The 23,484-nt window shown below is 69.9% G+C and carries 18 protein-coding genes and 1 pseudogene; 5 read left to right on the forward strand and 14 right to left on the reverse strand.

What is annotated here, in order from left to right; translation table 11 throughout:
• Positions 1–254 precede the first annotated feature (254 nt).
• A complete protein-coding gene (locus OG266_RS02235; RefSeq protein WP_371542093.1) occupies positions 255–1,271 on the reverse strand; it encodes an aldo/keto reductase in 1,017 nt (338 codons plus the stop codon).
• Between the two features lie 142 nt (positions 1,272–1,413).
• On the opposite strand from OG266_RS02235, the gene OG266_RS02240 reads away from it, so the two are divergent.
• Positions 1,414–2,298, forward strand: coding sequence for a helix-turn-helix domain-containing protein (locus tag OG266_RS02240; RefSeq protein ID WP_371542095.1), 885 nt, complete (start codon positions 1,414–1,416; stop codon positions 2,296–2,298).
• A gap of 258 nt (positions 2,299–2,556) precedes the next feature.
• Here OG266_RS02240 and OG266_RS02245 read toward each other — a convergent pair whose 3' ends face one another.
• From OG266_RS02245 to OG266_RS02265, 5 genes are all read right to left on the reverse strand, one after another.
• Complete coding sequence (locus OG266_RS02245) at positions 2,557–4,002, reverse strand: glyceraldehyde-3-phosphate dehydrogenase (RefSeq protein ID WP_371542098.1); 1,446 nt, start codon at positions 4,000–4,002, stop codon at positions 2,557–2,559.
• A gap of 108 nt (positions 4,003–4,110) precedes the next feature.
• Entirely contained in the window at positions 4,111–6,291 is a 2,181-nt protein-coding gene (locus OG266_RS02250) for a bifunctional serine/threonine-protein kinase/ABC transporter substrate-binding protein (RefSeq protein WP_371542101.1), read from the reverse strand.
• 2 nt (positions 6,292–6,293) lie between these two features.
• On the reverse strand, positions 6,294–8,465 hold the full coding sequence (locus OG266_RS02255; RefSeq protein WP_371542104.1) for a bifunctional serine/threonine-protein kinase/ABC transporter substrate-binding protein: 2,172 nt from the start codon (positions 8,463–8,465) through the stop codon (positions 6,294–6,296).
• Positions 8,462–9,241 (reverse strand): hypothetical protein, encoded by a 780-nt coding sequence (locus OG266_RS02260; protein ID WP_266471180.1) that lies wholly within the window; start codon positions 9,239–9,241, stop codon positions 8,462–8,464. The genes OG266_RS02255 and OG266_RS02260 overlap by 4 nt, the downstream gene beginning before the upstream one ends.
• A gap of 213 nt (positions 9,242–9,454) precedes the next feature.
• Entirely contained in the window at positions 9,455–10,045 is a 591-nt protein-coding gene (locus tag OG266_RS02265; RefSeq protein WP_371542108.1) for a TetR/AcrR family transcriptional regulator, read from the reverse strand.
• A 146-nt stretch (positions 10,046–10,191) separates the two neighbouring features.
• Here OG266_RS02265 and OG266_RS02270 point away from each other — a divergent pair, with 146 nt between their 5' ends.
• Both OG266_RS02270 and OG266_RS02275 read left to right on the forward strand, forming a co-directional pair.
• Positions 10,192–10,944 (forward strand): SDR family NAD(P)-dependent oxidoreductase, encoded by a 753-nt coding sequence (locus tag OG266_RS02270; protein WP_371542110.1) that lies wholly within the window; start codon positions 10,192–10,194, stop codon positions 10,942–10,944.
• Positions 10,945–11,029: 85 nt separating this feature from the next.
• Positions 11,030–11,419 (forward strand): VOC family protein, encoded by a 390-nt coding sequence (locus OG266_RS02275; RefSeq protein ID WP_371542113.1) that lies wholly within the window; start codon positions 11,030–11,032, stop codon positions 11,417–11,419.
• Between the two features lie 23 nt (positions 11,420–11,442).
• Here the strand turns inward: OG266_RS02275 and OG266_RS02280 are convergent, their stop codons facing one another.
• The 4 genes from OG266_RS02280 to asnB all read right to left on the reverse strand — a co-directional run bounded on the left by OG266_RS02280 (position 11,443) and on the right by asnB (position 16,610).
• A complete protein-coding gene (locus tag OG266_RS02280; protein ID WP_371542116.1) occupies positions 11,443–12,780 on the reverse strand; it encodes an FAD-dependent oxidoreductase in 1,338 nt (445 codons plus the stop codon).
• Positions 12,781–12,843: 63 nt separating this feature from the next.
• Positions 12,844–13,389, reverse strand: a complete 546-nt coding sequence (locus OG266_RS02285; RefSeq protein ID WP_329543607.1) for a TetR/AcrR family transcriptional regulator — start codon at positions 13,387–13,389, stop codon at positions 12,844–12,846.
• 109 nt (positions 13,390–13,498) lie between these two features.
• Positions 13,499–14,716: an acetyl-CoA C-acyltransferase gene (locus OG266_RS02290; protein WP_371542119.1), complete on the reverse strand. Its 1,218-nt coding sequence runs from the start codon at positions 14,714–14,716 to the stop codon at positions 13,499–13,501.
• Between the two features lie 67 nt (positions 14,717–14,783).
• On the reverse strand, positions 14,784–16,610 hold the full coding sequence (gene asnB / locus OG266_RS02295; protein ID WP_371542122.1) for an asparagine synthase (glutamine-hydrolyzing): 1,827 nt from the start codon (positions 16,608–16,610) through the stop codon (positions 14,784–14,786).
• A gap of 475 nt (positions 16,611–17,085) precedes the next feature.
• On the opposite strand from asnB, the gene OG266_RS02300 reads away from it, so the two are divergent.
• Positions 17,086–17,649 (forward strand): DUF4232 domain-containing protein, encoded by a 564-nt coding sequence (locus tag OG266_RS02300; protein ID WP_266471204.1) that lies wholly within the window; start codon positions 17,086–17,088, stop codon positions 17,647–17,649.
• Between the two features lie 130 nt (positions 17,650–17,779).
• Here OG266_RS02300 and OG266_RS02305 read toward each other — a convergent pair.
• The 4 genes and pseudogenes from OG266_RS02305 to OG266_RS02320 all read right to left on the reverse strand — a co-directional run.
• Positions 17,780–19,261, reverse strand: a pseudogene (locus tag OG266_RS02305) (glycoside hydrolase family 30 beta sandwich domain-containing protein); the annotation flags it as partial.
• 139 nt (positions 19,262–19,400) lie between these two features.
• Positions 19,401–20,504 (reverse strand): sensor histidine kinase, encoded by a 1,104-nt coding sequence (locus OG266_RS02310; protein WP_371542125.1) that lies wholly within the window; start codon positions 20,502–20,504, stop codon positions 19,401–19,403.
• Complete coding sequence (locus OG266_RS02315; protein ID WP_266471214.1) at positions 20,497–21,201, reverse strand: response regulator transcription factor; 705 nt, start codon at positions 21,199–21,201, stop codon at positions 20,497–20,499. The genes OG266_RS02310 and OG266_RS02315 overlap by 8 nt, the downstream gene beginning before the upstream one ends.
• A gap of 68 nt (positions 21,202–21,269) precedes the next feature.
• A complete protein-coding gene (locus OG266_RS02320; RefSeq protein ID WP_371542128.1) occupies positions 21,270–21,974 on the reverse strand; it encodes a VanZ family protein in 705 nt (234 codons plus the stop codon).
• A gap of 317 nt (positions 21,975–22,291) precedes the next feature.
• On the opposite strand from OG266_RS02320, the gene OG266_RS02325 reads away from it, so the two are divergent.
• Positions 22,292–22,930, forward strand: coding sequence for a GntR family transcriptional regulator (locus OG266_RS02325; protein ID WP_329543614.1), 639 nt, complete (start codon positions 22,292–22,294; stop codon positions 22,928–22,930).
• Positions 22,931–23,484 lie beyond the last annotated feature (554 nt).

The following is a 23,484-nucleotide window of genomic DNA, read 5'->3' on the forward strand; positions in this document are numbered from 1 at the left end:
GTGCACATCCCGTGCACATCAGCCGGGACAAGGCTCGGCTCCATGGCGACAGATGTGCCGCGGTCAGTGATGGTTCGGTCGGGCGAATCGGGCTGCCGTTTGACACCGGCTCAGGTCGCTTCATCGCGTCCCCCCATAGGTCGGCGCCCCCTCCGGACCGGCACCTGCCATGAGCGCGACAGATCATTCAGAAGGACGCGCACGCTATAGGAGCGGGGCCGGCTTGTGCCTGCGGGCATGGAGGCGAGCGGGCTTCAGTGGCGGCGCAGGCGTTTGTCGGTGATCGGCGGGGTGGGGTCGATGTAGAAGTCGCCGGGATTCACGTCGACGCCGGGCGGGACGATCTCGTCGATGCGGTCGAGGATGTCGTCGCCGAGTTCTACGTCGGCCGCGGCGAGGAGGTCGGTCAGCTGTTCGGGACGGCGCGGGCCGATGAGTACGGCGGTGACCGCCGGATGGGCGCGGACGAAAGCAGTGGCCAGATGAGGCAGCGGCAGCCCGGCCTCGGCGGCCAGCGCGGTCAGTTCGCGCACGGCGTCGGCCTTGGCCTTTACGCCTGGCTGGGTCAGATCGAACATCTTCGCCCCCGCGCCGGCACTGCGGTGCCCGGTGGTGGGATCCGCGCGGCCCGAGAGCCAGCCGGAGTTGAGCGGGCCGAAGGTCAGCACGCCCATGCCGTAGCGCTGGGCGGTGGGCAGCACCCGGCTCTCCACACCGCGGGTGAGGATCGAGTACGGCGGCTGCTCGGTGCGGAAACGCTGGTGGCCGCGGCGCTCGGTGGTCCACTGGGCCTCGACGATCTCCTCGGGGGAGAAGAACGAGCCGCCGATCGCGCGGACCTTCCCGGCCCGGACCAGGTCCGACAGGGCGCCCAGGGTCTCGTCGATGTCGGTGTGCGGGTCCGGGCGGTGCATCTGGAAGAGGTCGATGTGGTCGGTGTCCAGGCGGCGCAAGCTGTCCTCCAGCGCGCGGCGGATCCAGCGGGCCGAGCCGCCGCCCCGGTTGGGGTCCTCGCCCATCGCCAGCCCGAACTTGGTGGCCAGGACGATGTCGTCGCGGCGGCCCTTCAGTGCCTTGCCCACGATCGTCTCCGACTCGCCGCCGGAGTACACGTCGGCGGTGTCGACGAGGTTGATCCCGGCGTCCAGTGCCGTGTGGATCATGCGGACCGACTCGTCGTGGTCGGTGTTGCCCATCGCGCCGAACATCATCGTGCCGAGGGCGTATTCGCTGACCGACATGCCGGTGCCGCCGAGAATCCTGCGCTTCATGAGGGGTACCTCCAGGTGCGTGCTTGCCTTCCACCAGACGAGCACCGCTCACGGCCGGGGTGGGAGACCCTCTCTGACCGGGGGTCCGGCAAACCCCCTTTGGCGCAGCCACTCCCCAGGTCACCAGGTCTACGGTGGTGACATGGCGCAGGAACCGAACAGCGAGCTGCGGGACTTTCTCCGCTCGCGCCGCGCGAGGATCACCCCCGAGGAGGCGGGCCTGGCACCCCAGCCCGGCACCCGCCGCGTTCCGGGCCTACGGCGCGAGGAGGTCGCCCAGCTCGCCGGCGTCAGCGTCGACTACTACGTCCGCCTGGAGCGCGGACGCCACCTCAACGTCTCCGCGTCCGTCCTGGACGCGATCGCCCGCGCCCTGCGCCTCGACGATCTGGAGCGCGGCCACCTGTTCCGGATCGCCAAACCGGCCCGCACCCGTCCTCGCCCGCTGCCCCCGCAGCGCGTCCGCCCCGGTCTGCGCCTGCTGCTCGACAGCCTCACCGACGTCCCCGCCCTCGTCTACGGCCGCCGCATGGACGTCCTGGCCGCCAACGACCTCGCCCGCGCCCTGTACACGAACTTCGAGGCCCTGCCCGCCCGCGGCAGCAACATGGCCCGCCTGGTCTTCCTCGACGACCACTTCCGGACCCTGTACGCCGATTGGGAAGACGCCGCCCGCTCCATCGTCGCCTCACTCCGCCTGTACGCGGGACGTCACCCGCACGACCCCGCACTGGCCGAGCTCATCGGCGAACTCTCCGTCCAGGACGCCGATTTCCGCCACTGGTGGGCCGACCACGACGTGTTCCAGCGCACCCACGGCACCAAGCGCTTCCACCATCCCGTGGTCGGCGAACTCGTCCTGGGCTACGAGGCCTTCTCCCCCGCCGACGACCCCGAGCAGACCCTGGGCGTCTCCACCGCCGAACCAGGGTCCCCCTCCGCGGAACGCCTGAAGCTGCTGGCCAGCTGGTCCCGGTCCCCGGAGCACCCGGCACCAGCCGCACAACCGGACGCCCCACGGCCCTGAAGCCGCTCGCCGCATACCGGGCCCAGGACCGCGCCGAGCAGGGCCCGGGTACCGGTCTCGACCAGGGCCATGACCGACAACAGCCGCTACGTCTTTGGTTCATTCGCCCGATTACGGCGACCGTGGCCAGGAGCAGGAGCCCGTCCACGGACAGCGGCCACGACGAGAGCGCACAGAGGCCGAGTCCAAAGGGCTCCAACCGGCCAATAAGGCCAGGTCAGAGCCCTACCGGCAGACGAGTCGGCCGGTACGCCGAGATCAGGCCACCGGAACCGGGTAGGTCGGGTACTCCACCCCGGACACGTGCTGGACGACGCGGATGACCTGGCAGGAGTAGCCGAACTCGTTGTCGTACCAGAGGTAGAGGATCGCGTCGTCGCCCTCGACCTTGAGTGCCCCTGCGTCGATGATCGAGGAGTGGCGCGAGCCGATGAAGTCGCTCGAGACCGCGTCGGGGGCGCTGATGAAGTCGATCTGACGCTTGAGCGGCGAGGTCAGCGACACGTCACGGAGGTAGTCGAGGACCTCCTCGCGGGTGGTCTCGCGCGCGAGGCGCAGGTTGAGGATCGCGATCGAGACGTTGGGCACCGGGACGCGGATGGAACTGCCGGTGATCCTTGCCTTGAGGTCGGGCAGCGCCTTGGCGACAGCGGAGGCGGCACCGGTCTCCGTGATGACCATGTTGAGCGGCGCCGAGCGGCCGCGCCGGTCGGAATCGTGGTAATTGTCCAGCAGGTTCTGGTCGTTGGTGAACGAGTGGACGGTCTCCACGTGGCCGCGCAGGACGCCGTACTCGTCCGCCATCGCCTTCAGCGGCGGGACGATCGCGTTGGTGGTGCAGGAAGCGCAGGACAGGATCTGCTCGTCCGGCTTGATCATGTCGTGGTTCACGCCATGGACGACGTTGGGGACGTCTCCCTTGCCGGGCGCGGTCAGGACGACCTTGGCGATTCCGGGGCGGAGGTGCTTCGACAGGCCCTCGCGGTCGCGCCACCTGCCGGTGTTGTCGATGAGGATGGCGTCGTTGATGCCGTACGCCGTGTAGTCCACCGACGTCGGGTCGTCGGAGTAGATCACCTTGATCTCGTTGCCATTGGCGATGATCTTGCTGTTGGCCTCGTCGACGGTGATCGTGCCGTGGAACTGGCCATGGATGGAGTCACGGCGCAGCAGTGAGGCGCGCTTGACGATGTCCTGGCCGCCACCCTTGCGGACGACGATGGCGCGCAGCCGCAGGCCGTTGCCGGAGCCGGCCTTCTCGATGAGCAGGCGGGCAAGGAGGCGGCCGATGCGGCCGAAGCCGTAGAGGACGACGTCGCGCGGCTCGCAGCGGTCGGTCTTGTTGGCACCGGTGGCACCGGCGACGGCCTGCGCAGTGAACTCCTCCACCGAGAGGCCGCTGTCGTCGGTCCGGTAGGTCGCGGCGAGCATGCCGATGTCGATCTGGGAAGGGCCGAGATCGAGCGTGGTGAGAGCCTGCAGGAACGGCAGCGTCTCGGTGACCGAGAGCTCCTCACCGGCGATCTGCCGGGCGAATCGGTGGGTCTTGAGGATGCTGACCACCGACCTGTTCACCAAGGAGCGGCTGTGCAGCAGGACCGTGACGTCCCGCTCCCGGTGCAGCTTCCCGATGACGGGGATCATCGATTCCGCGATCTCCTCGCGGTTTTTCCAGTTGGTGAACGAGTCGTCATTGACAGTCACAGGTTCATCTTTCGAGCTAGGAGGCGCTCATATGCTAATCCCCCGCCGCTTCGAACTTTCAGGCGGTGTCACCTGAGCGGTACGCTGCGAGCTGCGCCTTTGCCGGGATCAGGTCTTCTTGACCTTGTCGTAGCGGCCGAGGAAGCGCGGGGTGCCGTTCTCCACACGGTGGAGGAACAGGCCGTCGATCCAGTGGAACGCACCGGTCACCGCCTCGAATTGGATGGTCTTGGCGAGCCCCTTGTAGGTGGTCGCACGGAGCCTGCGCACCATGGCGCCCCGCTCGGCCTCGACGCTGCCCAGCTCGCGCAGGCCCTGAGCGACGAAGAGCAGTGCGTCGTACGCCTCCACCGCGAAACGCCCGACGGTGCTCACCCCGAAGCGCTTCCGGTAGGCCGTCACAAAACGCGCCGCGGCCGGCAGCGCGGCCGGGTCGACGTAGGTCGTGCTGATGATCCAGCCCTCGGCCGCCGGGCCCGCCTCCGTGAGGAACGCCGCCTCCAGGACCGGTTCCGGCGCCATGCACGTGCCCCGGAAACCGGCCTCTTCCAACGCGCGGGCGCACCGGGCGGCCCGGTGCGGTGAGGCTCCCCCGTACACCACTGCCTCCGCCTCGGCGGCGAGCACGGCGGCGGCGACCGGGCCGAAGTCCTCGCTGTCCGCGGGGACGACATGGGTGGTGGTGGTGCCATCGGCGGGCGGGAACGCGGCCAGGTCCTTGACGATCTGCCAACTCGTGCGGCTTGCCGCCCTGTCGTCGATGAGGGCGGTCCTACGGCTCTTCTCGACGTGGGTGAGGTAGTGGATGAAGGGCGTGGACAGAACACTGTCGCCGGCCCTGATCTGGAAGAACGCGCGGGTGGAGGTCTTGGAGTACACATCGTTGCCGGACGACACGGTCACGATGGGCAGCAGGGCCTTCTCATAGCGGGCAATGGTCGCCTCCATCGCGGCATCGCCGGTCGGGCCGATGACGGCGCACACGTCGTGGTCCGCAACGAACCTTGCGGCCACGTCCTCGGCCCGCTTCGCCTCCCCCGCGTCGTCAAGGACCTTCAGCGCCAGGTCGAACGTGCGGCCTTCACGGGAGCGGGAGTTGAAGTCCTCCACGGCCAGCCGCGCTCCCCGCTCCTGTGCCCGGCCGATCGCCTTGCCCGTTCCCGACAGGTCCGCGTGCAGCCCGATGACGTACCGGGGCAGTGGTCCGGAGCCCGTCGCACCGTCGCTACCGGTCGTGGGCCTGGAGGCGGCCCAGGCCGCCAGTCCGCCGCCGGTCATGACCACTCCGGCCGCCGAGCCCAGCATCAGCACGCGGCGCCGTGAGAGGGCGGGCCGCTCCGGCGGCAGCATGAGCGTGACCGGCCCGGGGTCGGGCAGGGCAAGGACGGCGGCCGAGCGTTCCGCGATCAGCCGGGGCAGCGTGGCCGGCAGCCAGTCGCCGTCGGGTTCGCCCCCACCGGCAAGGGCGTCTCCCACCTCCTGCGCGGTGGGTCTGGCCCTCGGATCCTTGGCCAGGCAGTCGGTCAGCAGCGGGACCAGGGCCCACGGTACGGCGCCCAGGTCCGGTTCCTCGTGGACCGTACGGAAGATGATGGCGGCCGGAGTGCCGGTCCCGAACGGGCGGCGGCCGGTCGCCGCGTACGCCAGGACACAGCCCAGCGAGAAGATGTCGCTCGGCGGGCCGATGTCACGGCCCTGCCCCCGCGCCTGCTCGGGCGAGAGATAGCCGGGCGAGCCGATCACCACGTCACTCGCGGTCAGCGCTGTGGCACCGGTGGAACGAGCGATACCGAAATCGATCAACCGAGGCCCGTCCAGGGCGAGTAGAACGTTGCCCGGCTTGACGTCCCGGTGCACCAGGCCCGCGGCGTGCACCTCGGTCAGCGCCTCGGCCAGCCGGGCTCCCAGGGCGCATACCGATTGGTGGGGCAACGGCCCGTGCAGCGTGACGGCCTCGGCCAGCGACGGGCCCGGCACGAAGGCGGTCGCCAGCCAGGGCTCGCGGGCCGCCGGTTCCGCCGCGGTGACCGGTACCACCCACCGGCCGGTGAGCCCGCTCGCGGCCTCGGCCTCGCGCCGGAACCGGGTCCGGAAGTCGTGGTCGGCCGCGTACTCGGCGCGGATCACCTTCAGCGCGACCAGCGCCCCGCCCGTCGAACGGGCCAGGTAGACCACGCCCATGCCGCCCGCGCCGAGCCGGCCGAGCAGCCGGTAGCCGCCGACGAAGGGCGGGTCGCCCGGCTTGAGCGCGTGCACTGCTGCGTGCCCCTCCGAGTGGATCCCGCTCACAGTCAGACCTCGGAGGGGGCTTCACCGAGGAATCGGAACCGGCCGCCCTCGACCTGGTGGAGAAATATGCCCCAGCCGCTGAACTGGCCATCCGACGCCCTGAAGGCGAACTGCTTGGTGATGCCTTTGTAGGTGCTCTTGCGCAGCAGGCCCACCAACTCACTGCGCCCCGGCGGACGTCCGCCCTTCGTGGCCTTCACCAGCTCCTGGACGACAAGGTTGACGGTGTCGTACGCCTCGGCGGCGTAGTAGCCGGGCGCGGCACCGTAGCGCTTGCGGAAGGCGGCGGTGAAGGCCGCCGCCGCGGGCACGGCGGAGGGGTCGACGAAGGAGGCGGTCAGCACCCATCCCTCGGCCGCGTCCCCGGCCAGCTCCAGGAACTCCGGGTCGACAACGGCCTGCGAGGCGAGTCTCGGCTTGTCGAAGCCGACCGCCGCAAGTTCCCGGGCCACCCGGGCCGCTCCCTGGGCGTAGCCGGCGTAGACGAAGGAGCCGATCCCCGCCCTCAGCATGTCGGCGATGACGGGTCCCACGTCGTCCGTGCCCGCCGGGATCACCCGGGGGTAGGCCGGCCGGCCCAGGTGGCGCAGCATGGTGGCGGTGATCGAGGCGGACTCCTGGGCGTACGTCTGCGCGGTGCGGTCCTGGAGCAGGCCGGCGCGCTGCGTCCCTTTCTGTCCCATCAGGTAGATGCCGACCGGGAGGGCGAGGGCGGCGTCGCTGGGGCGGCAGTGCACGAAGGACCGGTACTCCTCCGAACTCAGGATCAGGCCTCCGGCCGAGACGTTCAGCAGCGGCAGCAAGGCCTCGTCGTACGCGCCGAGGACCGCGTAGGCCGTCTCGTCGTTGGTCGGGCCGAGTACGGCGAGGACATCGGCGTCCTGGATCAGCTTCTTGGCCGCGGCCGGTGCCTTCGCCGCGCTGCCGCCGTCGTCCACGGTCTTCAGAGTGAGCTCGAAGGGCTTGTCCTTGCGGGAGTTGAACTGCTCGACCGCCAGCCGTGCGCCCCGCTCCTGTGCCTCTCCCGCCGTCCGCTGCGCGCCGCTCAGATCGGCCTGCACTCCGAGGGCCCAGCGGCGGGCCTGCGGCGCGGAGGTTCCCGAGTCGTCCTCGTCACGCAGTGCGGCCCAGGCCGCGGCTCCGCCGGCCGCCATGAGTACCGCCGCGCCGGAGGCCAGTACGAGCAGGCGTCGCCGGCTCGGCTTTGCCTGCTCCGTGTCCTCGGGTGTTCCGGCCGCGGTCGGCTCGATGTCCGGGAGCGCGAGCATTTCGGCGGAGCGGTCGGCGATTGCCCGTACGACGTCCTCGGGCAGCCAGTCGAGCTGTCCGCCTTGCGGGACGGCGTCCTCGACCAGCAGCACCGCGCCGATCTGGTCGGCCGTCGGACGGTCCGCCGGGTCCTTCGCGAGGCACAGGCGCAGCAGTGTCAGCAGCTCGGTGCCTTCAGTGTCCTCCTCGACTTCGATGCCGTCCAGGTCGGGTTCGTCGTGGACCGTGCGGTAGAGCAGCGCGTCCGCCGTGCCGATGCCGAACGGCGGACGGCCACTCGCCGCGTACGCCAGCAGGCAGCCCAGCGAGAAGATGTCACTCGCCGGGCCGACGGCCGCGCCGCGTGCCTCGGCCTGCTCGGGTGAGAGGAAGCCGGGCGTGCCGACGACCAGGTCGGGCGAGGTGATCGCGGTCTCGTCGGTCGCGCGGGCGATCCCGAAGTCGATCAGGCGCGGACCGTCCACGGCGAGCAGGACGTTGGCGGGCTTGACGTCGCGGTGGACCAGCCCGGCGGCGTGCACCTCGCGCAGTGCGGCGGCGAGCATCCTGGCCAGGACTTCCACGCTCCGGGTAGGCAGCGGGCCGTGACCGGTGACCGCTTCCTCAAGGGAGGGGCCGGGCACGAAGGCGGTGGCCAGCCAGGGCGCCGCCGCGTCCGGGTCCGCGCCGGTGACCGGCACCGCCCAGGGGCTGGTCACCCGGCGGGCCGTCTCGACCTCACGGCGGAACCGGGCGCGGAAGTCCGGCTCGTCCGCGTACTCGGCCTGGATGACCTTGACGGCGGCCAGCGTCCCGGCCTCCGTACGGCCGAGGTAGACCACGCCCATGCCGCCCGCGCCGAGCCGGGCCAGCAGCCGGTGCCCGCCGATCGATGCGGGGTCGGTGGGGAGCAGTGGCCCGCTCATTCCGGCGCCTCCAGTTCGCTCTCGACGAGGCTCAGCATCTGGCCCGTTCCCTGGTTCAAGGCGGCGTCGACCTCGTCCTCGGTCCGGCCCTCGGCGCCCCTGCCGACGACGGCCACGGTGACCTGGGCCACTCGGCTCTGCACCCAGTAGTAGTAGTGGGGGCCGCCGAGTTCGTCGCTGTAGTACTTGCCGCTCTCTGTGAGCGTGTCCTCGGAGTTGAAGTTGCCCAGCGCGCCGTAGCCCGCCCCCTGGGAGAGCAGATCGCTGATTCGCTCGCCCTGGCGCAGCTGCTGGTCGGGACAGCGCAGCGCCTCTTCGAGGGTCTCGGCCATCTCCCAGTCGGCGTCCTTCGCGGTGCGGTGCACGGTGACGACGGCGGCGACGCGGATCGGGCCCTTGCCGTCCTCCGCGGGCAGTTCGCTGTAGCGGGTGAGGGTCGCGAGCACCGTCGCGGGCAGCGGCTCACGCTCCCAGACGCAGTTCGCGTCGAGCACGGGCCACTTGCCGGGTTCACTCTCGTACGGGCTGCGTCTGACGAAGCCGGGGCCCCAGTTGACCGGCGCCGCCGCGACGGCTCGGGCCAGGCGCAGGGCCTCCGCGGGGGTTTTCGGCGCGCGGCCGGGATCGGGGGTGAAGTCCAGACCTGTGGGGCTGGGGCTCGGGGCCGGGCTGGAGCGTGTGCTACTGCTCGCGGTCGGGTCCTTGGAACCGTCGGATCCGGCGGTCCCCCCGTCCCCCGTCCCCGAACAGCCCGCCAGCAACAGCGCGCCGGTCAAAGCGCCGCAGCATAACCACACCGGTCTCCCGTTCACCATCAACTCCCCCCACCCGTACGCCAGTTCCCCCGCAGGGAGCGTATCGACTATGCCGCTGGCGCACTACGACGACGGCGGAGTCCGTCACCCTTGAACGGGCTCGGGCGGGAGCTATTGACTCGGCGTATGACCTGCGCGCCTTCCCCGACCCGACCTCTTGCGGACCCTGGCGTCCTACGGCACGGGCAGGAGAGCCAAAGCCGTTTCGGCGATCGCGCGCAGCGACTCGGGGCTGCTTCCGCCTTTGCCCAGCGCTTCGATCCCGCGCAGCACGGCCAGGAGGAGTCCGGCGAGCCGGGTGGGGTCCGCGTCCTGCTTGATGTCGCCCGCCCGCTGCGCTGCCGCGATACAGGAGGAGAACAGTTCCTCGATGGCCCCGAACGTCCGGCGGGCCGTCGCCGCGATGGCCGGATCCTGCTCCGACAGCTCGGCCGTGCCCTTGGCGAGTAGACAGCCGCGCAGGCAGACATCGGAGGCGGTGGCGTCCGCCACCTTCAGCACATGCGCCCGCAGCCGTTCGTAGGCGCCGTCATCCGGGCCGTCGAGCGCCCGCCGCACGGCCACGATCAACCCGGCGCAGTAGTCGTCGAAGGTGCGCAGGAAGAGTTGGTGCTTGTCGCCGAAGGCGCCGTAGAGGCTGCCCTTGCCCAGACCGGTGGCCGTGGCGATGTCGTCCATCCTCGTCGCCGCGTAACCGGTCGACCAGAACTGGTCCCTGGCGGCGCGCAGGACCTCACCTTCATCGAAGCTTCGGGGTCGTGCCATGACCTCACGATACCCATTCTTGACCGACCCGTCCAGAATGAACTAGGTTCTGGACGAGGCGGTCAAGAATGCGTCGACCGCCGTCCGGTCGTGCAGCGGATACGAGCAGCGCAAGCGACAGAGCGATCTCGAAAGGAATGGGTGCCATGCGCCCCATGAACGGAAAGACAGCGCTGGTGACCGGCGCCTCCAGCGGCATCGGTCGGGCGATCGCCCAGCGCTTCGCCGATGACGGCGCCCGCGTCTACCTGACCGGCCGACGCAAGGACGAACTCGAAGCCGCGGCCAAGGACATCGGCCCCGGCGCGATCGCCGTGCCGTGCGACGTCTCACAGGCCGCGGACCTCGACCATGTCATGGACGTCATCCGCGGTGACGGGCGGCAGTTGGACATCGTCGTGGCCAATGCCGGACTGGGCGACGGGTCCCGCCTCCAGGACGTCACGGAGGAGCAGTTCGACTTCGTCTTCGGCGTGAACACCAAGGGCAGCCTGCTGACCGTGCAGAAATCACTGCCGCTGCTCGCCCAGCCCGCGTCGGTGATCCTGCTGGCCTCCTCCACCATCCACCAAGGCGCCGACCGCATGGGCGTCTACGCCGCGTCCAAGGCCGCCGTACGCAGCCTGGGCCGCACCTGGGCCGCGGAGCTGGCCCCGCGCGGTGTCCGCGTCAACGTCATCACCCCGGGCCCCATCGCCACACCCGCGATCGCCAACCTGGCCGACCGGCTCGGCCAGAGCACCGAAGCCTTCCACCAAGCCCTGTCCTCGCGACTCCCGCTCGGGCGCGTGGGCCGTCCCGAGGAGGTCGCCGCCCTGGCCGCCTTCCTTGCCGGGCCGGAGAGTTCGTTCATCACCGGCGCCGAGCACTTCGTCGACGGCGGACAGGTCCAGGTCTGATCGGCCGTGCGGAGGTGTCACTCGCGCCACAAGAGGCCTTTGAATTCTGGTGACACCGCCTCCCGTCGCAGCGCACGATGAGCGAATGGCGCGCCTTCGTGACATCGTCGTCGACTCGGCCCACCCCGCTACGGCGGCCCGATTCTGGGCTGCCGTGCTCGACGGGTACGCCGTCGCACCGTACGACGATGCCGAACTCGCGCGCCTCCGTGCCCTGGGGAACGCCGGCCCTGAGGACGACCCGACCGTGCTCCTCGAGCCGCAGGACGGCGGCCCCCGTCTGTTCTTCCAATTGGTGCCGGAGCCCAAGCGCGTGAAGAACCGCGTGCACATGGACCTGGTCGCCGACGACTTGGATGCCGAGACCGCCCGCCTTGCCGAACTCGGCGCAGTACTTCTCGCACGTCACGAGAAGCACACCGTGTTCGCCGATCCCGAAGGCAACGAGTTCTGCCTGGCCCAGCTCGGCTCGTAACGAGCGTCCGAGCGGCCTGGGGGTCAGGCGTGCATCCGGCGCAGCGCGTCCATGGCGCTGTCCACGACTTGGCGATCGGTGAGACGGGCGTGGTCGTAAGCGGGGCGGCCTGCGTTGAAGCCGAGGAGGACGGGCTTGCCGAAGGCCCGGTGTCCGTTGACCCACAAGGACCAGCGGCCGGGGTCGGTGGGGTCGAACCATTCGATGGCGTCGGCCTTCTTGTCCCAGAAGACGGAAGGGAATTGGAGCCAGAGTTTGTCCAGGAGTCCGGATCCGAGGGCTTCGATCGCCTCACGTTTCCGGGTGGGCAGTGCGGGTTGGAAGGTGATCTTCCCGGCTTTGAGAACACCGATCGGGACGGTGACGACACACCGGTCCGCGCGCAGGATCTCACCGCTGTCGAGGGTGACTGCCACGCGGTCGGCGTCGCGGGCGATGCCGGTGACGACGGCGCCGGTTCGTACGGGGATGCTGCCGCGGACGTGGGCGAGAAGGCGGTCGTAGCCGTCGGGCAGGAGGAAGTCACTGCCTTCGCCGGCGGTGCCTTCCTCGTCGGCGGAGACGGCGAGGTCCGCGGGCTCCGCGCCGTACTCCTGCACCAGGACGGAGTTGACCGCATAGCGCAGCGCCGGTGACATCTTGCGGGGCAGAAGGGCGGAGTAAGGGGTGGTGTCGGGGGCTTCCACGTCCTCGGCCTTCGCCAGGTACGTGTCGAGTTCGGCCACCGCCTTCTCGTCACCGCCGACGACGTTGTCGTAGTCGAACGAGTAGGAGCGTCCGCCCGTTTCGTGCAGGAGTGTGGTGAGGGGGTTTCCCTGGTGCCCGTGGATCCAGGAGGCGCCCATCTCGGCCGGGATGCCGTCGAGGCGTTCCGTCCAGGTCCGGCCTCCGACGCGTTCGCGGCCCTCCAGGACGGTGACACGCAGGCCGGCGTCGGTCAGGTCGCGTGCGCAGCCGAGGCCGGAGAACCCGGAGCCGACCACGATCACTTGTTCGCCGGGGCGTGCCGCCTCGATGATCTCGGCGGCTGCCCTCCGGCCGCTGAGCAGGGCCCCGGCCTGAGTGGCCGGCGCTTCGCCGGAGGTTGCCTCACCGGCGAAGTGCAGGCGCCCGACGGGGGCGGCGAGTATCTCGCGTACGGACACACCGAGCGGGCTGGGGGCGAGATAGGAGTAGGAGCCGAGCGCGAACGGGTCGGTCGACCAGGAGGTGCGCAGGAACGCGACCGGCTCGGGCAGGGAGCTCGCGTGCGGCGTCGTCGGGCTGCCTGCGGTGGCGGTTGTGTCGCAGGCGGATGCCGCGCCGGCCGCCACGACCCCTCCGGTGGCGGTCAGGAACCAGCGCCTGGTCATTCCGGTCATGTCCCGCACTCCTTCGGGGTCGTCGGTGGTGGTGTACGTCGCAGTCGGCGGGCCGACCGGCGGTCAGGGGCGTGCACCGTCGAGGAGCAGCTTGGTGAGGTAGTCCGGGGCCTGGCGTTCGCCCATGCCGCCCTCGCCGACGAGTTCCCAGGCGCACTCGGCCAGGGAGCACAGGGTGGAGGCGAGCCACATCGCGGGCATGTCCGTGCGGAACAGGCCCTCTCGCTGGCCGCGTACGACGAAGGCCGTGATCCGTTCCACCACCGCGTCGGCGGCATCACTCAGTTCGGCCACGCCGAGCACGTCCGCCTCCACGTAGACCACGCTCCACAGCTGCGCGAGCACGTCGTAGTTCCGCACCAGCACGGCCAGGGCCTCGTCGACCGGCGCCTCGTCGAGGCGGGCCTCTTCGAGGACCTCCTCGCAGTGGGCGAGGATCCTGCGGCCCATCGCGTCGATCATCCCCTCGCGGGTCGAGAACAGGCGCGTCAGCGTCGCCCGCGACACCCCCACCCGCGCGGCGATGTCCCCCATGGACGCCCCCCGGTCCTCCGCGATCACCCGGATCGCCCGCTCCAGCACCGCATCCATGTCCGTACGCACCGGCACACCACCTCTCCCTCTGATGCAATCATGCATCAGTTGACGCAAAAATGCATCAACAAAGGGTGGTGCGGTCATGTGGGGCAACGCGGCCGTATGACCGAGCCTGCGTCTACTAGGTGCGTTCGAGGACCATCGCCATGCCCTGTCCGCCAGCTGCGACCACGGTGACCAGGGCGGCGGTGAGGTCGTCGTGGCGCAGGGTGCTGAGGGCTGTGGTGGTGAGGCGGGCGCCGGCGGCTCCGTAGGGTTCGCCGAGGGCGATGGAGCCGCCGTGGGGATTCATGCGGTCGGGGTCCAGGCCCAATTCGGCGCAGTAGGCGAGAACTTGGGCGGCGAAGGGTTCATTGCCGGCGACCGTGTCGATGTCCGCCAGCGTCAGGCCGGCCCGGGTGAGGGCACTGCGGGTCGCGGAGACGGGGACCGGGCCTTCTGTTTCGGGGGTGCCCGCCGAGACGGCGGTGGCCAGGACGCGGGCCAGCGGCGTGTGGCCGTGGGCGCGGGCGTGGCTTTCGGACATGACGACGACCGCTGCGGCCCCGTCGGACAGTGGGGCGCTGTTGCCCGCGGTGACCCGGCCGTCGGGACGGAAGCGCGGGGGCAGGGCGGCGAGGCTCTGCACCGTGACTCCCGTACGCGGGCAGTCGTCGGAGGTGACGGTGGTGCCGTCGGGGACCTTCACCGGGACGATGTCGCCGAAGTGGAAGCCCTCGGCGAGGGCGGCTTGGGTGAGGCGGTGGGAGCGGGCGGCGTACGCGTCCATGGCGGTGCGGGTGATGCCGTAGAGGTCGGCGGTGTTCTCGGCGGCCAGGCCGACCGGGATGTAGGGGTCGGGCAGGGCATTGCCGGTGCGCGGGTCGCTCCAGGGCCCGGCCGCCGGCCCCGAACGCCGGGCGGTGCGCCGCCTGGCCTCCCGGAAGGACGGGTTCTCGGTGTCGGGCCAGTTGTCGGAACTGCCATGGGCCAGCCGGGACTGCGACTCGACGCCCGCCGCGACGACGACATCGGCGTCACCGCAGCGCACGGCTTGGGCGGCCATCCGGATGGCCTGCAGGGAGGAGGTGCAGAAGCGATTGACGGTGACGCCCGGCACGTGGTCCCAGCCGAGCAGCACGGCGGCGATCCGGGCGATGTTGAAGCCCTGTTCGCCGCCGGGCAGGGCGCAGCCGACGATCAGGTCGTCCACTCGGCCGGATTCGAGGCCGGGGACGCGGGCGAGGGCCTCGGCGACGGTGCCCGCGAGCAGGTCGTCGGGACGCAGCGTGGCCAGGGCGCCTTTGTGGGCGCGGCCGATGGGGGTGCGGACGGCGGAGGTGATCACGGCGTGCTGCATGGCGGGTTTCTGTCCTGAGGGGTCTGGGTGACGGTGACGGGTGGTCGCGAAGGGCGGAGGCGGGCTGTCAGAGGTCGAGGGTGGGGCGGTGGGTGCGCAGCCATTGGTCGAGGTCCAGGACGAGTTCCAGACCCTCGCGCGGGAAGCGGTCCGTGCCGGAGGGTTCCAGCAGCAGACTGCGTACGGCCCGCAGGTCGAGGAGGTCGGCGGCGGGGCTGCCGGTGGTGATCAGGTGGTCGGCCTGGCGGGTGAGGGCGGTCCGGTAGGCGGGGTCGCGGGTCATCGGGTAGGGGCTCTTGCGGCGGTCCCGTACCGGTTCGGGAAGCAGGTCGGCGACGGCGGCGCGCAGCAGGCTCTTCTCCCGGCCGTCGAAAGTCTTGAAATCCCAGGGGGTGTTGAAGACGTACTCGACGAGGCGGTGGTCCAGGAAGGGCACGCGGACTTCCAGGCCGACGCCCATGCTGAGGCGGTCGGCGCGGTCGAGCAGGCAGGGCAGGAAGCGGGTCAGGTTGAGGTAGCTGTCCAGGCGCAGCGCCGCCTCGCCGGGCGCGGTTCCCGGCAGGTGCTCGATCTCGGCGGCCGCGGCGGCGTGGAGCTCGGCGCGGTGCGCGGGCAGGTCCAGTGCGGCGGCCAGGGCCGGGTCGAGCAGCCGGGTGAGATCGGCGCGGTCCAGCACGGTGTCCCAGGGAAAGGATTCGGCTGCCGCGGCTTGGGGCGTGAACCAGCGGTATCCGCCGAACAGTTCGTCGGAGCCGTCGCCGGCCAGGGTGACCGGGAAGTGCTCGCGTACCGCGCGGAACAGCTGGAGCAGTGAGGTGTCGAAGTCCCCCATGGTCAGTCCGTCGCGCAGGCGCCCGGCCTGGGCGCGAAGGGCGGGGTCGGCCAGGCTTCGGGCGTCCAGTCGTACCCGGCGGTGCGAAGAGCCCAGGTGGCGCACCATCAGCTCGGCGTAGGGGCCGTCCAGATCGCGTCCCATGGCGTCGTCCTGCCCGGGGGCGCTCGTGCCCAGGTCCACCGAGAGCGTGTGCAGCGTCTCGGCCGCGGGGCGGGCCAGGGCTGCGATGGCGCTCGAGTCGAGTCCGCCCGACAGCAGGACGCTCACCGGGACGTCGGCCGCGAGCTGCCCGGTGACGGCCTCCTCCAGCAGGGAGCGCACCCGCGCCACCGTGGTGGGCAGATCGTCGTGGTGTTCCGTCGGGGGGAGCGACCAGTAGCGGTGACTGCGCACACCTGCGGGGGTGAAAACGGTGAGTGTGCCGGGCTCGACCTCGTGCAGTCCGGCGAAGGCGCTGCGTCCCGGTGTCTTGATCATCGGGTGGGCGGACAGCAGGAGTTCCCGCAGGCCGTCCAGGTCCAGCCGGGCTTCCACCGCGGGGTGGGCCAGCACCGCCTTGGGCTCGGAGCCGAACACCACCCCGTCACCGCCCCGCGCGTAGCACAGCGGTTTGATCCCGAGCCGGTCCCGCACCAGCGTGAGCCGTCGGGCTCCGGGTTCCCATGCCGCGTAGGCGAACATGCCCTCCAGTCGTGCGGGCGCCTGCTCGCCCCAGGCATCGACGGCCCGCAGCACCACCTCGCCGTCGCCGCGGGTCGCGAACCGGTGCCCGCGCGCCGTCAGTTCCGTGCGCAACTGGGCGTGGTTGTAGACCTCTCCGGTGAAGACCACCGCCAGGTCGGTACGTCCGCCGCGTGTCACCACCATCGGCTGGCGTCCTCCTGCCGGGTCCACGACGGCCAGACGCGTGTGTCCCAAACCCGCCGAGTCCTCGTGCCAGGTCGCGGAAGCGTCCGGCCCCCGGCACGCGAGCGTCCCGGTCATCTCCTTGAGGGAGGTGTCCTCGGTCCCCTGTGGCACGTAGCCCGTGAACCCCGCATAGCCGGCCAGCCCACACATCGTCGAAACTCTCCAGCCCCGGCACGCGGGGCACGCGACACGCTCCAGGACCCCCTCGCACATCAGGCGCCGTACACCGGGTGGAGGTCCGCGGCCGGACTCACTGCGCCGACCGCCAAGACTGAAACGATCACGCCTCGGCCGGGTCACCGCTCCGCGCACGGAAACCCCGGATGAATCCCCCGGTCGGCACCGCACGGCCTTCCCCGAGCCCGGCGAGCCCTCAGCTCCGAGGCCATTGCGGCAGGACGTTTTTCGAACCGCTCCCGAATTCAGACGTTCTCCGGGGTTCGTCGAAATAGCGCTCCCGGAGTGAGCGACGCCACTGCTTCACCATGCAAGAAAGCATCAATCAAGAGTCAACAGAGCATCCCGCACAGTAAAGATCGTGAATTCCGCGAACCGCCCCCTCCTCGCCGCACTCCTATTCCATAGCGGTGCCCCAAACGAGGAGGCACCCAGAAGGGGAACGATCATGCGAAACAACAAGCGAATCGGGCGCCGTGTCACCGGTGGTGCGATCGCCGCGGTGTCCACCCTGGCTCTTGTCGGGCTGACCGCCGGTACCTCCCAAGCGGCCGCGGTGTCACCGTCACGGACCGCGGCGGCTCGGCCCGCATGGGCGGACACCAACTCCCTGAGCGTCCGGATCCACGCCCTCAGCCCCGGGGCGGGCCAGCGCTACGCGTCGGTCGTACTCACCAACAAGACCCACAAGACCGTACGCACCCAGGGGTACACCGGCCTTCAGCTCCTCAACTCCCACGGCAAGAACGTCACCACCCACGTCGTCCGCGACCCCGGCCACACCCCCTTGCTCACTCTCAAGCCGGGGCAGAGCGTCCACACCACGCTGCACTGGACCGTCGTCGGCGCCAAGGGTGAGCCCACCAAGGCCGAGAAGAACCCGACCGCACTCGAGGTGACCCCGCCCGATTCCCGTCACCATCTGACGACAGCCTGGAAGCTCGGCGACGTCCTGCAGAAGGGCCGGATCGACATCACTCCGCTGGCCAAGGGCACCGGACCCAAGAACTGACAAGCCCTCGTACGCCGCCTGCCTGCGCGACGTATGACCCACTGAGGCCAGGCACGTCACGCAGGCAGCCTGTGAACGCTTGCGCTCTGCGACGCCGACTGGTCGCCGGCGCAGGGGTCGTGTGCGTCTACCAGGTGAAGGTCGCGGTGGTTCGGGCCGGCAGCGTGTAGACGAAGGACTGGCTGCCCCAGTTGACGCGCACGGACTGGGTGCTGGTGCCGCCGTTGTGCGCGATGAGCGCCTTGGAGCCGTCGGGGTTGCGCCAGGCGACGTTCTGCACGGTGCTGTTGGCCGTGGAGGCGATGCGGTACGCACCCGGCTTGACGAACTTGGTGAGGTGGCCGGTGGTGTAGTACTCGATGGTGTAGTCGACCTGGCCGGCCCGCGAGCCGCCCTCCTGCACGGTGATCAGTCCGGTGCAGGTGCCGCAGCCGCCGTTGTGCGGCCCCATGTTCTGGTTCAGCGCCAGGCTCCACTTGACCAGGCTGCTGCTCCAGTTGCGGGCGTAGTTGACGATGTCGGCCAGGTCCTCGTTGTGCTGGTTGGAGATCCAGGTGCCGCCCGAGTGCTCGGTGCTGAACTGCTTGACGGTCGGGTACTGGTTGTGGACCTGGGTGCCGACCGCAGGGTCACCGAAATAGCCGTGCCAGGCGATTCCGCCGAACAACGGGTCATTGCGGACGCCAGAGTCGGCGAGGACCGCGGAGCCGAAGTTGGCGTAGTCACCATAGTTCCAGTCGTGGACGAGGACTTTGGTGGTGATACCGGCGGCGCGGAAGGCCGGATAGACGTGGTTCTTGGTGAACTCCACGAGTCCCGAGGGATTCCAGCTCATGCCCGGGTAGTTCATCGCCGTCGGATTGCTCGCCTGACAGCAGTTGGGCTCGTTCTGCACCGAGATGTAATTCACGGGAATTCCGGCGGCCTGATAGCTCTGGATGTACTTGACCAAGTACTGGGCGTACATGGGGTAGTACTCCCACTTCAGCCAGCCCATCTGGTCCATGCGCCCGTTGTCCTTCATCCAGCCGGGCGAGCTCCACGGCACGCCCTTCACCCGCAGCGCCGGGTTGAGCTGCTTGGCCTGGCCGGTCAGGAGGCGGACGTTGGTGTCGTATCCGTTGGCCCCGAAGTCGTTGAGGTTGCAGCAGGTGTCGTCGAGCGAGACATTGCCCGGCCGGGACAGGTCGGAGGCTCCGATGGGGTTGCGGACGAAGGACAGCCCGATGCCCGCAGTCGGGGAGAACAGCTTCTGCATGACCGTGTCGCGGGTGGCAGCACTGATCGGGCCGCCGCGCAGCAGGTAGGCGGTGGTGTCCGTGATCGAGGCGCCACCGCCCTCGAACTGCTGGTACGTCGTGTTCTCGTCGATGTTGATCGTGTGCTGGGCGGTTCCGCCGGCCGGGCCGAAGCGCAGCGCCGTCTGCTGCGCCAGACCACGCGTCACGTTACGTCCGGCGGAGTCGGATGTGGTCGTCAGCCAGACGTTGACCGGCTCGTTCACCGCCTGAGCGGTGCCACTGGTCGCGGCGAGCGTCGCCGCCGCGACGACACCGGCGAGAAGGAAGCGAGTTGCCCGGGACAGACGGGTTAAGGAACGGATTGGTCTCATGCTGTCGCCCTTCGCAATGGTGGGGGCAGTGCAAGGCATTCAGATACGTGACCAGACGGCCAGTGTGGGATTAATTCACGGGAAAAGTAAAGGTCTGAACCAGACACGTCAAGAGCTCGAACACGCTCGGGGACGATGCCTACGCCGTGCCGGGGAGCCGCACCGTGACGAGGAGACCGCCGGCGGGGCCGGGGATGAGGTCGAGCGTCCCGTCGTGGGCGCGGACGATGCTGTGCACGATGGCCAGGCCGAGGCCGGCGCCGGCGTGCTCGTCGGTGCGTACGCGTTCCGTTCCTCGCTGGAAGGGTTCGGTGAGGGTCGGTACCTGTTCCGGTGGGAGCCGACGGCCCGTGTTCTCGACCCGCAGCACGCTCGTGTCGCCGTACGCCTCGGTGTGGACCGTCACGGTGCCACCGGCCGGGAGATTGTGGACGACGGCGTTCTGGACGAGGTTCGTCACCATCCGCAGCAGAAGCTCCGCGGAGCCGCTGGTCCGGGCCGCCTCACCGGTGACGTCGAGCGTGATCCGGCGCTGTTCGGCGAGAGGAAGCAGCGTTTCGGCGGCTTCTTCGGCGAGAAGGGAGAGGTCGACGCTCTCGCGGGTGAAGTTCCCGGAGTCGCCGCGACTGAGCAACAGCAGGGCCTCGGTGAGGTCGATCGCCCGCGCATTGACAGTGTGCAGGCGTTCGATGAGTTCGTCCCGGTCGCGCGTGGGGTCCTTGCGGGCGACGTCGAGGAGCGTCCGCGAAATGGCCAGGGGGGTGCGCAGTTCGTGGGAGGCGTTCGCGGCGAACCGCTGCTGCTCGGCGACGTGGGACTCGAGTTGTTCGAGCATCGAGTCGAACACGTCGGAGAGTTCACGGAATTCGTCCTGGCGGCCCTTCATGCGGATCCGGTGGGACAGCGATCCGTTCCCGGCCATCCGTGCCGCATCCGTGATCCGTGTGAGGGGTGCGAGCATCCGGCCGGCGAGGATCCACCCTCCCAGGAGGCCGAACACGAGGAGGGAGCCCAGCGCTGTGGCCGCGGCGGGGGCGAAGCCGCGCAGGAGGTCGGAGCGGCTGGGCCCGACGATGATCACGGCGCCGAACGTCTCCTGGAGGGCTCTGGGGTCGTTGGCCGGTAGCCAGCGCAGCACGAACACCCACATGACGGCCAACAGGAGAGTGCCGGCGACGAAGAGGAATCCGGCGTAGCTGAGGGTGAGTTTCAGGCGGGCGCTGCGCCCTGGGCGTCTATTCATGAGTGCCGCCGGGGTCTGTCGTGCCCCTCGTGTCCCTGCCGGTGTCGATCCGGTAGCCGACGCCGGGCACCGTGGTGATGATCCACGGTTCGCCAAGTCGTTTGCGCAGTGCGGAGACGGTGATGCGCACGGCGTTGGTGAGGGGGTCGGCGTTCTCGTCCCAGGCCCGTTCCAGCAGCTGTTCGGCGCTGACGACTCCGCCCTCCGCGGCGACGAGGACTTCAAGGACGGCGAACTGCTTACGGGTCAGCGCGACATAGCGTCCGTCGCGGAAGACCTCCCGGCGGAAGGGGTCGAGCCGCAGGCCCGCGATCTCGCGGACCGGGGGCCGGGCGTACGCGCGTCGGCGGTCGAGCGCCCTCAGCCGCAGGACGAGCTCCCGTAGCTCGAACGGTTTGGTGAGGTAGTCGTCGGCGCCCAGCCCGAACCCGGAAGCCTTGTCGTCGATACGGTCGGCCGCGGTGAGCATGAGGATCGGGATGCCGCTGCCGGAGGCGACGATGCGCCGGGCGACCTCGTCGCCGGAGGGGCCGGGAATGTCTCGGTCGAGGACCGCGAGGTCGTAGGAGTTGACGCTGAGCAGTTCCAGGGCGGAGTCGCCGTCGCCGGCGATGTCGGCCGCGATCGCCTCAAGGCGCAGACCGTCACGGACGGCTTCGGCCAGGTAGGGCTCGTCCTCCACGATCAGTACGCGCATGTCTGAACCCTAAGCAGCACAACTTATCGCCGGCGTATGCAAAGACGTGTGCGCACCGGACACGCGGCTCAGCCTGCCGGTGCCGGCACGGGGCGAGGCTGGTCCGACGGCGCTTCCACCGTGGTGCGCCACCATCGGCGCGACGCCAGCCCGGCCAGCATGGCGCCGGTGGCGTTGACCAGTACGTCGTCCACGGAGGACACCCGGTCGAGGCGCAGGACGTACTGTGCGGCTTCGACCAGGACCGAGCAACCCGCCCCGAGCGCCAGGATCCGCGGCACCGACGCCAGCGCCGCGAACCTCATCGGAGCGAAGAACCCCAGCGACGCGAAGACCAACAGGTTGCCGACGATCCCGAGCGGCCCCATCGTGACCAGGTCCCGAAGCGGTACGAGGCTCACCACGCCAGAGACGGTGCCGGGCGCGGCGCCCGGCATCATGGTCAGCCACAGGAACGGCACCGTCCCGTGGACCATGCCCACCTCGGCGAGCGACGTCCGCCACGCCGATGTGACACCGGCGGCACGCCGCCGCCACGCCAGAGCCCACGCCACCAGCAAGGCCAACGGCAGCGCGACCAACGTCATGAGCACCACACCGTTGAACGTGTCGAAGCAGCCATGCCACCGCCCCGCCATGCACCTCGGAGCCGACATCATGAGCGGCCCCCGCACGAGGAACACGGCGCTCGCCATCCCGAGGATCACCAGGCAGAGGAGCACGATCCTGCGCGTGCGGAGGATCGGTGCCACCGGAGATGCATTGCGGTTCATGCCCCTCATTGGAGACGGCGGACCGTTGCGGCGGCGTATGCGATTTTCGATACACCCGCGATACCCGGAATCCCCGGGATCAAGGGGCTGCTCGACGCGGGCGCGTGCTTTGCAGGAAACCTTGTTCTCGCCGTCGCCGCGCGTCACGTGGCCCGGCCGGAGGGGGCGGTCGTCAGCGGGCCCGTTCCCCGGAGCGGGGAGTCGCAGGGGGCGTAACATCCGGGCAGGAGCCAGGTCAGGCATTGCACTCGGTCTTGAATGCAATGTATACGTTGTGCATGCTTTCATCCGGTGACCGTTCCGAAGAACGTCCAGGGATGCACAACCAGGCCGAAATCGCCTACCGGCGGCTGCGCGAGCGGCTGTTGGACGGGCATTACACCCCCGGTGTCCGGCTCACCGAGCTCGGTATCTGCGAGGACCTGGGCATGAGCCGGACCCCGGTCCGCGAGGCGCTGCGTCGACTGCAGAGCGACGGTCTGGTGAGTTCAACGGGCCGGGGCGTGGTGGTCAGTTCACTCTCCCCCCAGGAGATGCTGCACGCCATGCAGTTGCACGGCGCGCTGGACGCGCTGGCCGCCAAGCTCGCCGCGACCGCGCAGCGCGAGGGGCAGCTGTCCCCCGCGCAGCTCAGTGGGCTGAAGGAGGCTTCTCGCCATGTCGAGGAGCGGGCCGAGGCGGGCGATCCGGCAGGGGCCTGGCGCGCGAATCTCGACTTCCACATGATGCTGGCCCGCCTCTCGGGCAATCCTCTGCTGGAGGACGCGCTCGACCGCATCTGGGCCCGGTTCGCCATCGTGAGCCTGAGCAACATCAACCGCCGCAGCGACCTGACGCCTCGCCAGCACGACGCGATCGTGAGCGCCATCGTCGACGGCGACCCTCAACGGGCCGAGGCCGCGGCGGCCGAGCACGTCCGGGAAGCGGCGGCGATGTACGGAGAAGGCCGCCACTGACCAAGGGGTCAGCCGCCTGCGGATCCAGCCCACCCGGGCGGGTGTCCGCATGCTCGATTCCTTCTGCCGCACCCGGCCCCTGACCTGAGTGCCGCCGGCCGCGGCAAGGCGCCGCCGACGCCCCGGCCGATCTCATCAGCTCGGGCATCCTGCCGCCGCGGCATGGCCCCCTCGCGCGCCCTGGAGCGGCGCTCACACCAGGCGGCCCATACAGCCGGGCCATAGCGCTACCCGCGAGTAGCACCTTTTTACCGCAAGCCTTGTCCGATCCCTTGTCGAGCCTTGATGTGCAATGTATACATTGCACATCAACGGCAAGGGCGCCTGCGGACGCCCCGGCCGACACCACTCACCACCGGGCGTTCCACACGCCCGGGGAGACGTTCCACGCGCAAGGGACAAGCGCCAACGGTCGCCTCCGGAACCGTATTTGACGAGCCGTCACCACTTCCGGTCGCCGTCTTCCACCCCGGTCCGAGCCACCCGGCACGGCACCGGTCCGCGGGGCTGTCCCTACGAACCGCCATCACGATCACCAACTTGAGGTGAATCTC

Source organism: Streptomyces sp. NBC_00554 (assembly GCF_041431135.1).
GTDB lineage: Bacteria > Actinomycetota > Actinomycetes > Streptomycetales > Streptomycetaceae > Streptomyces.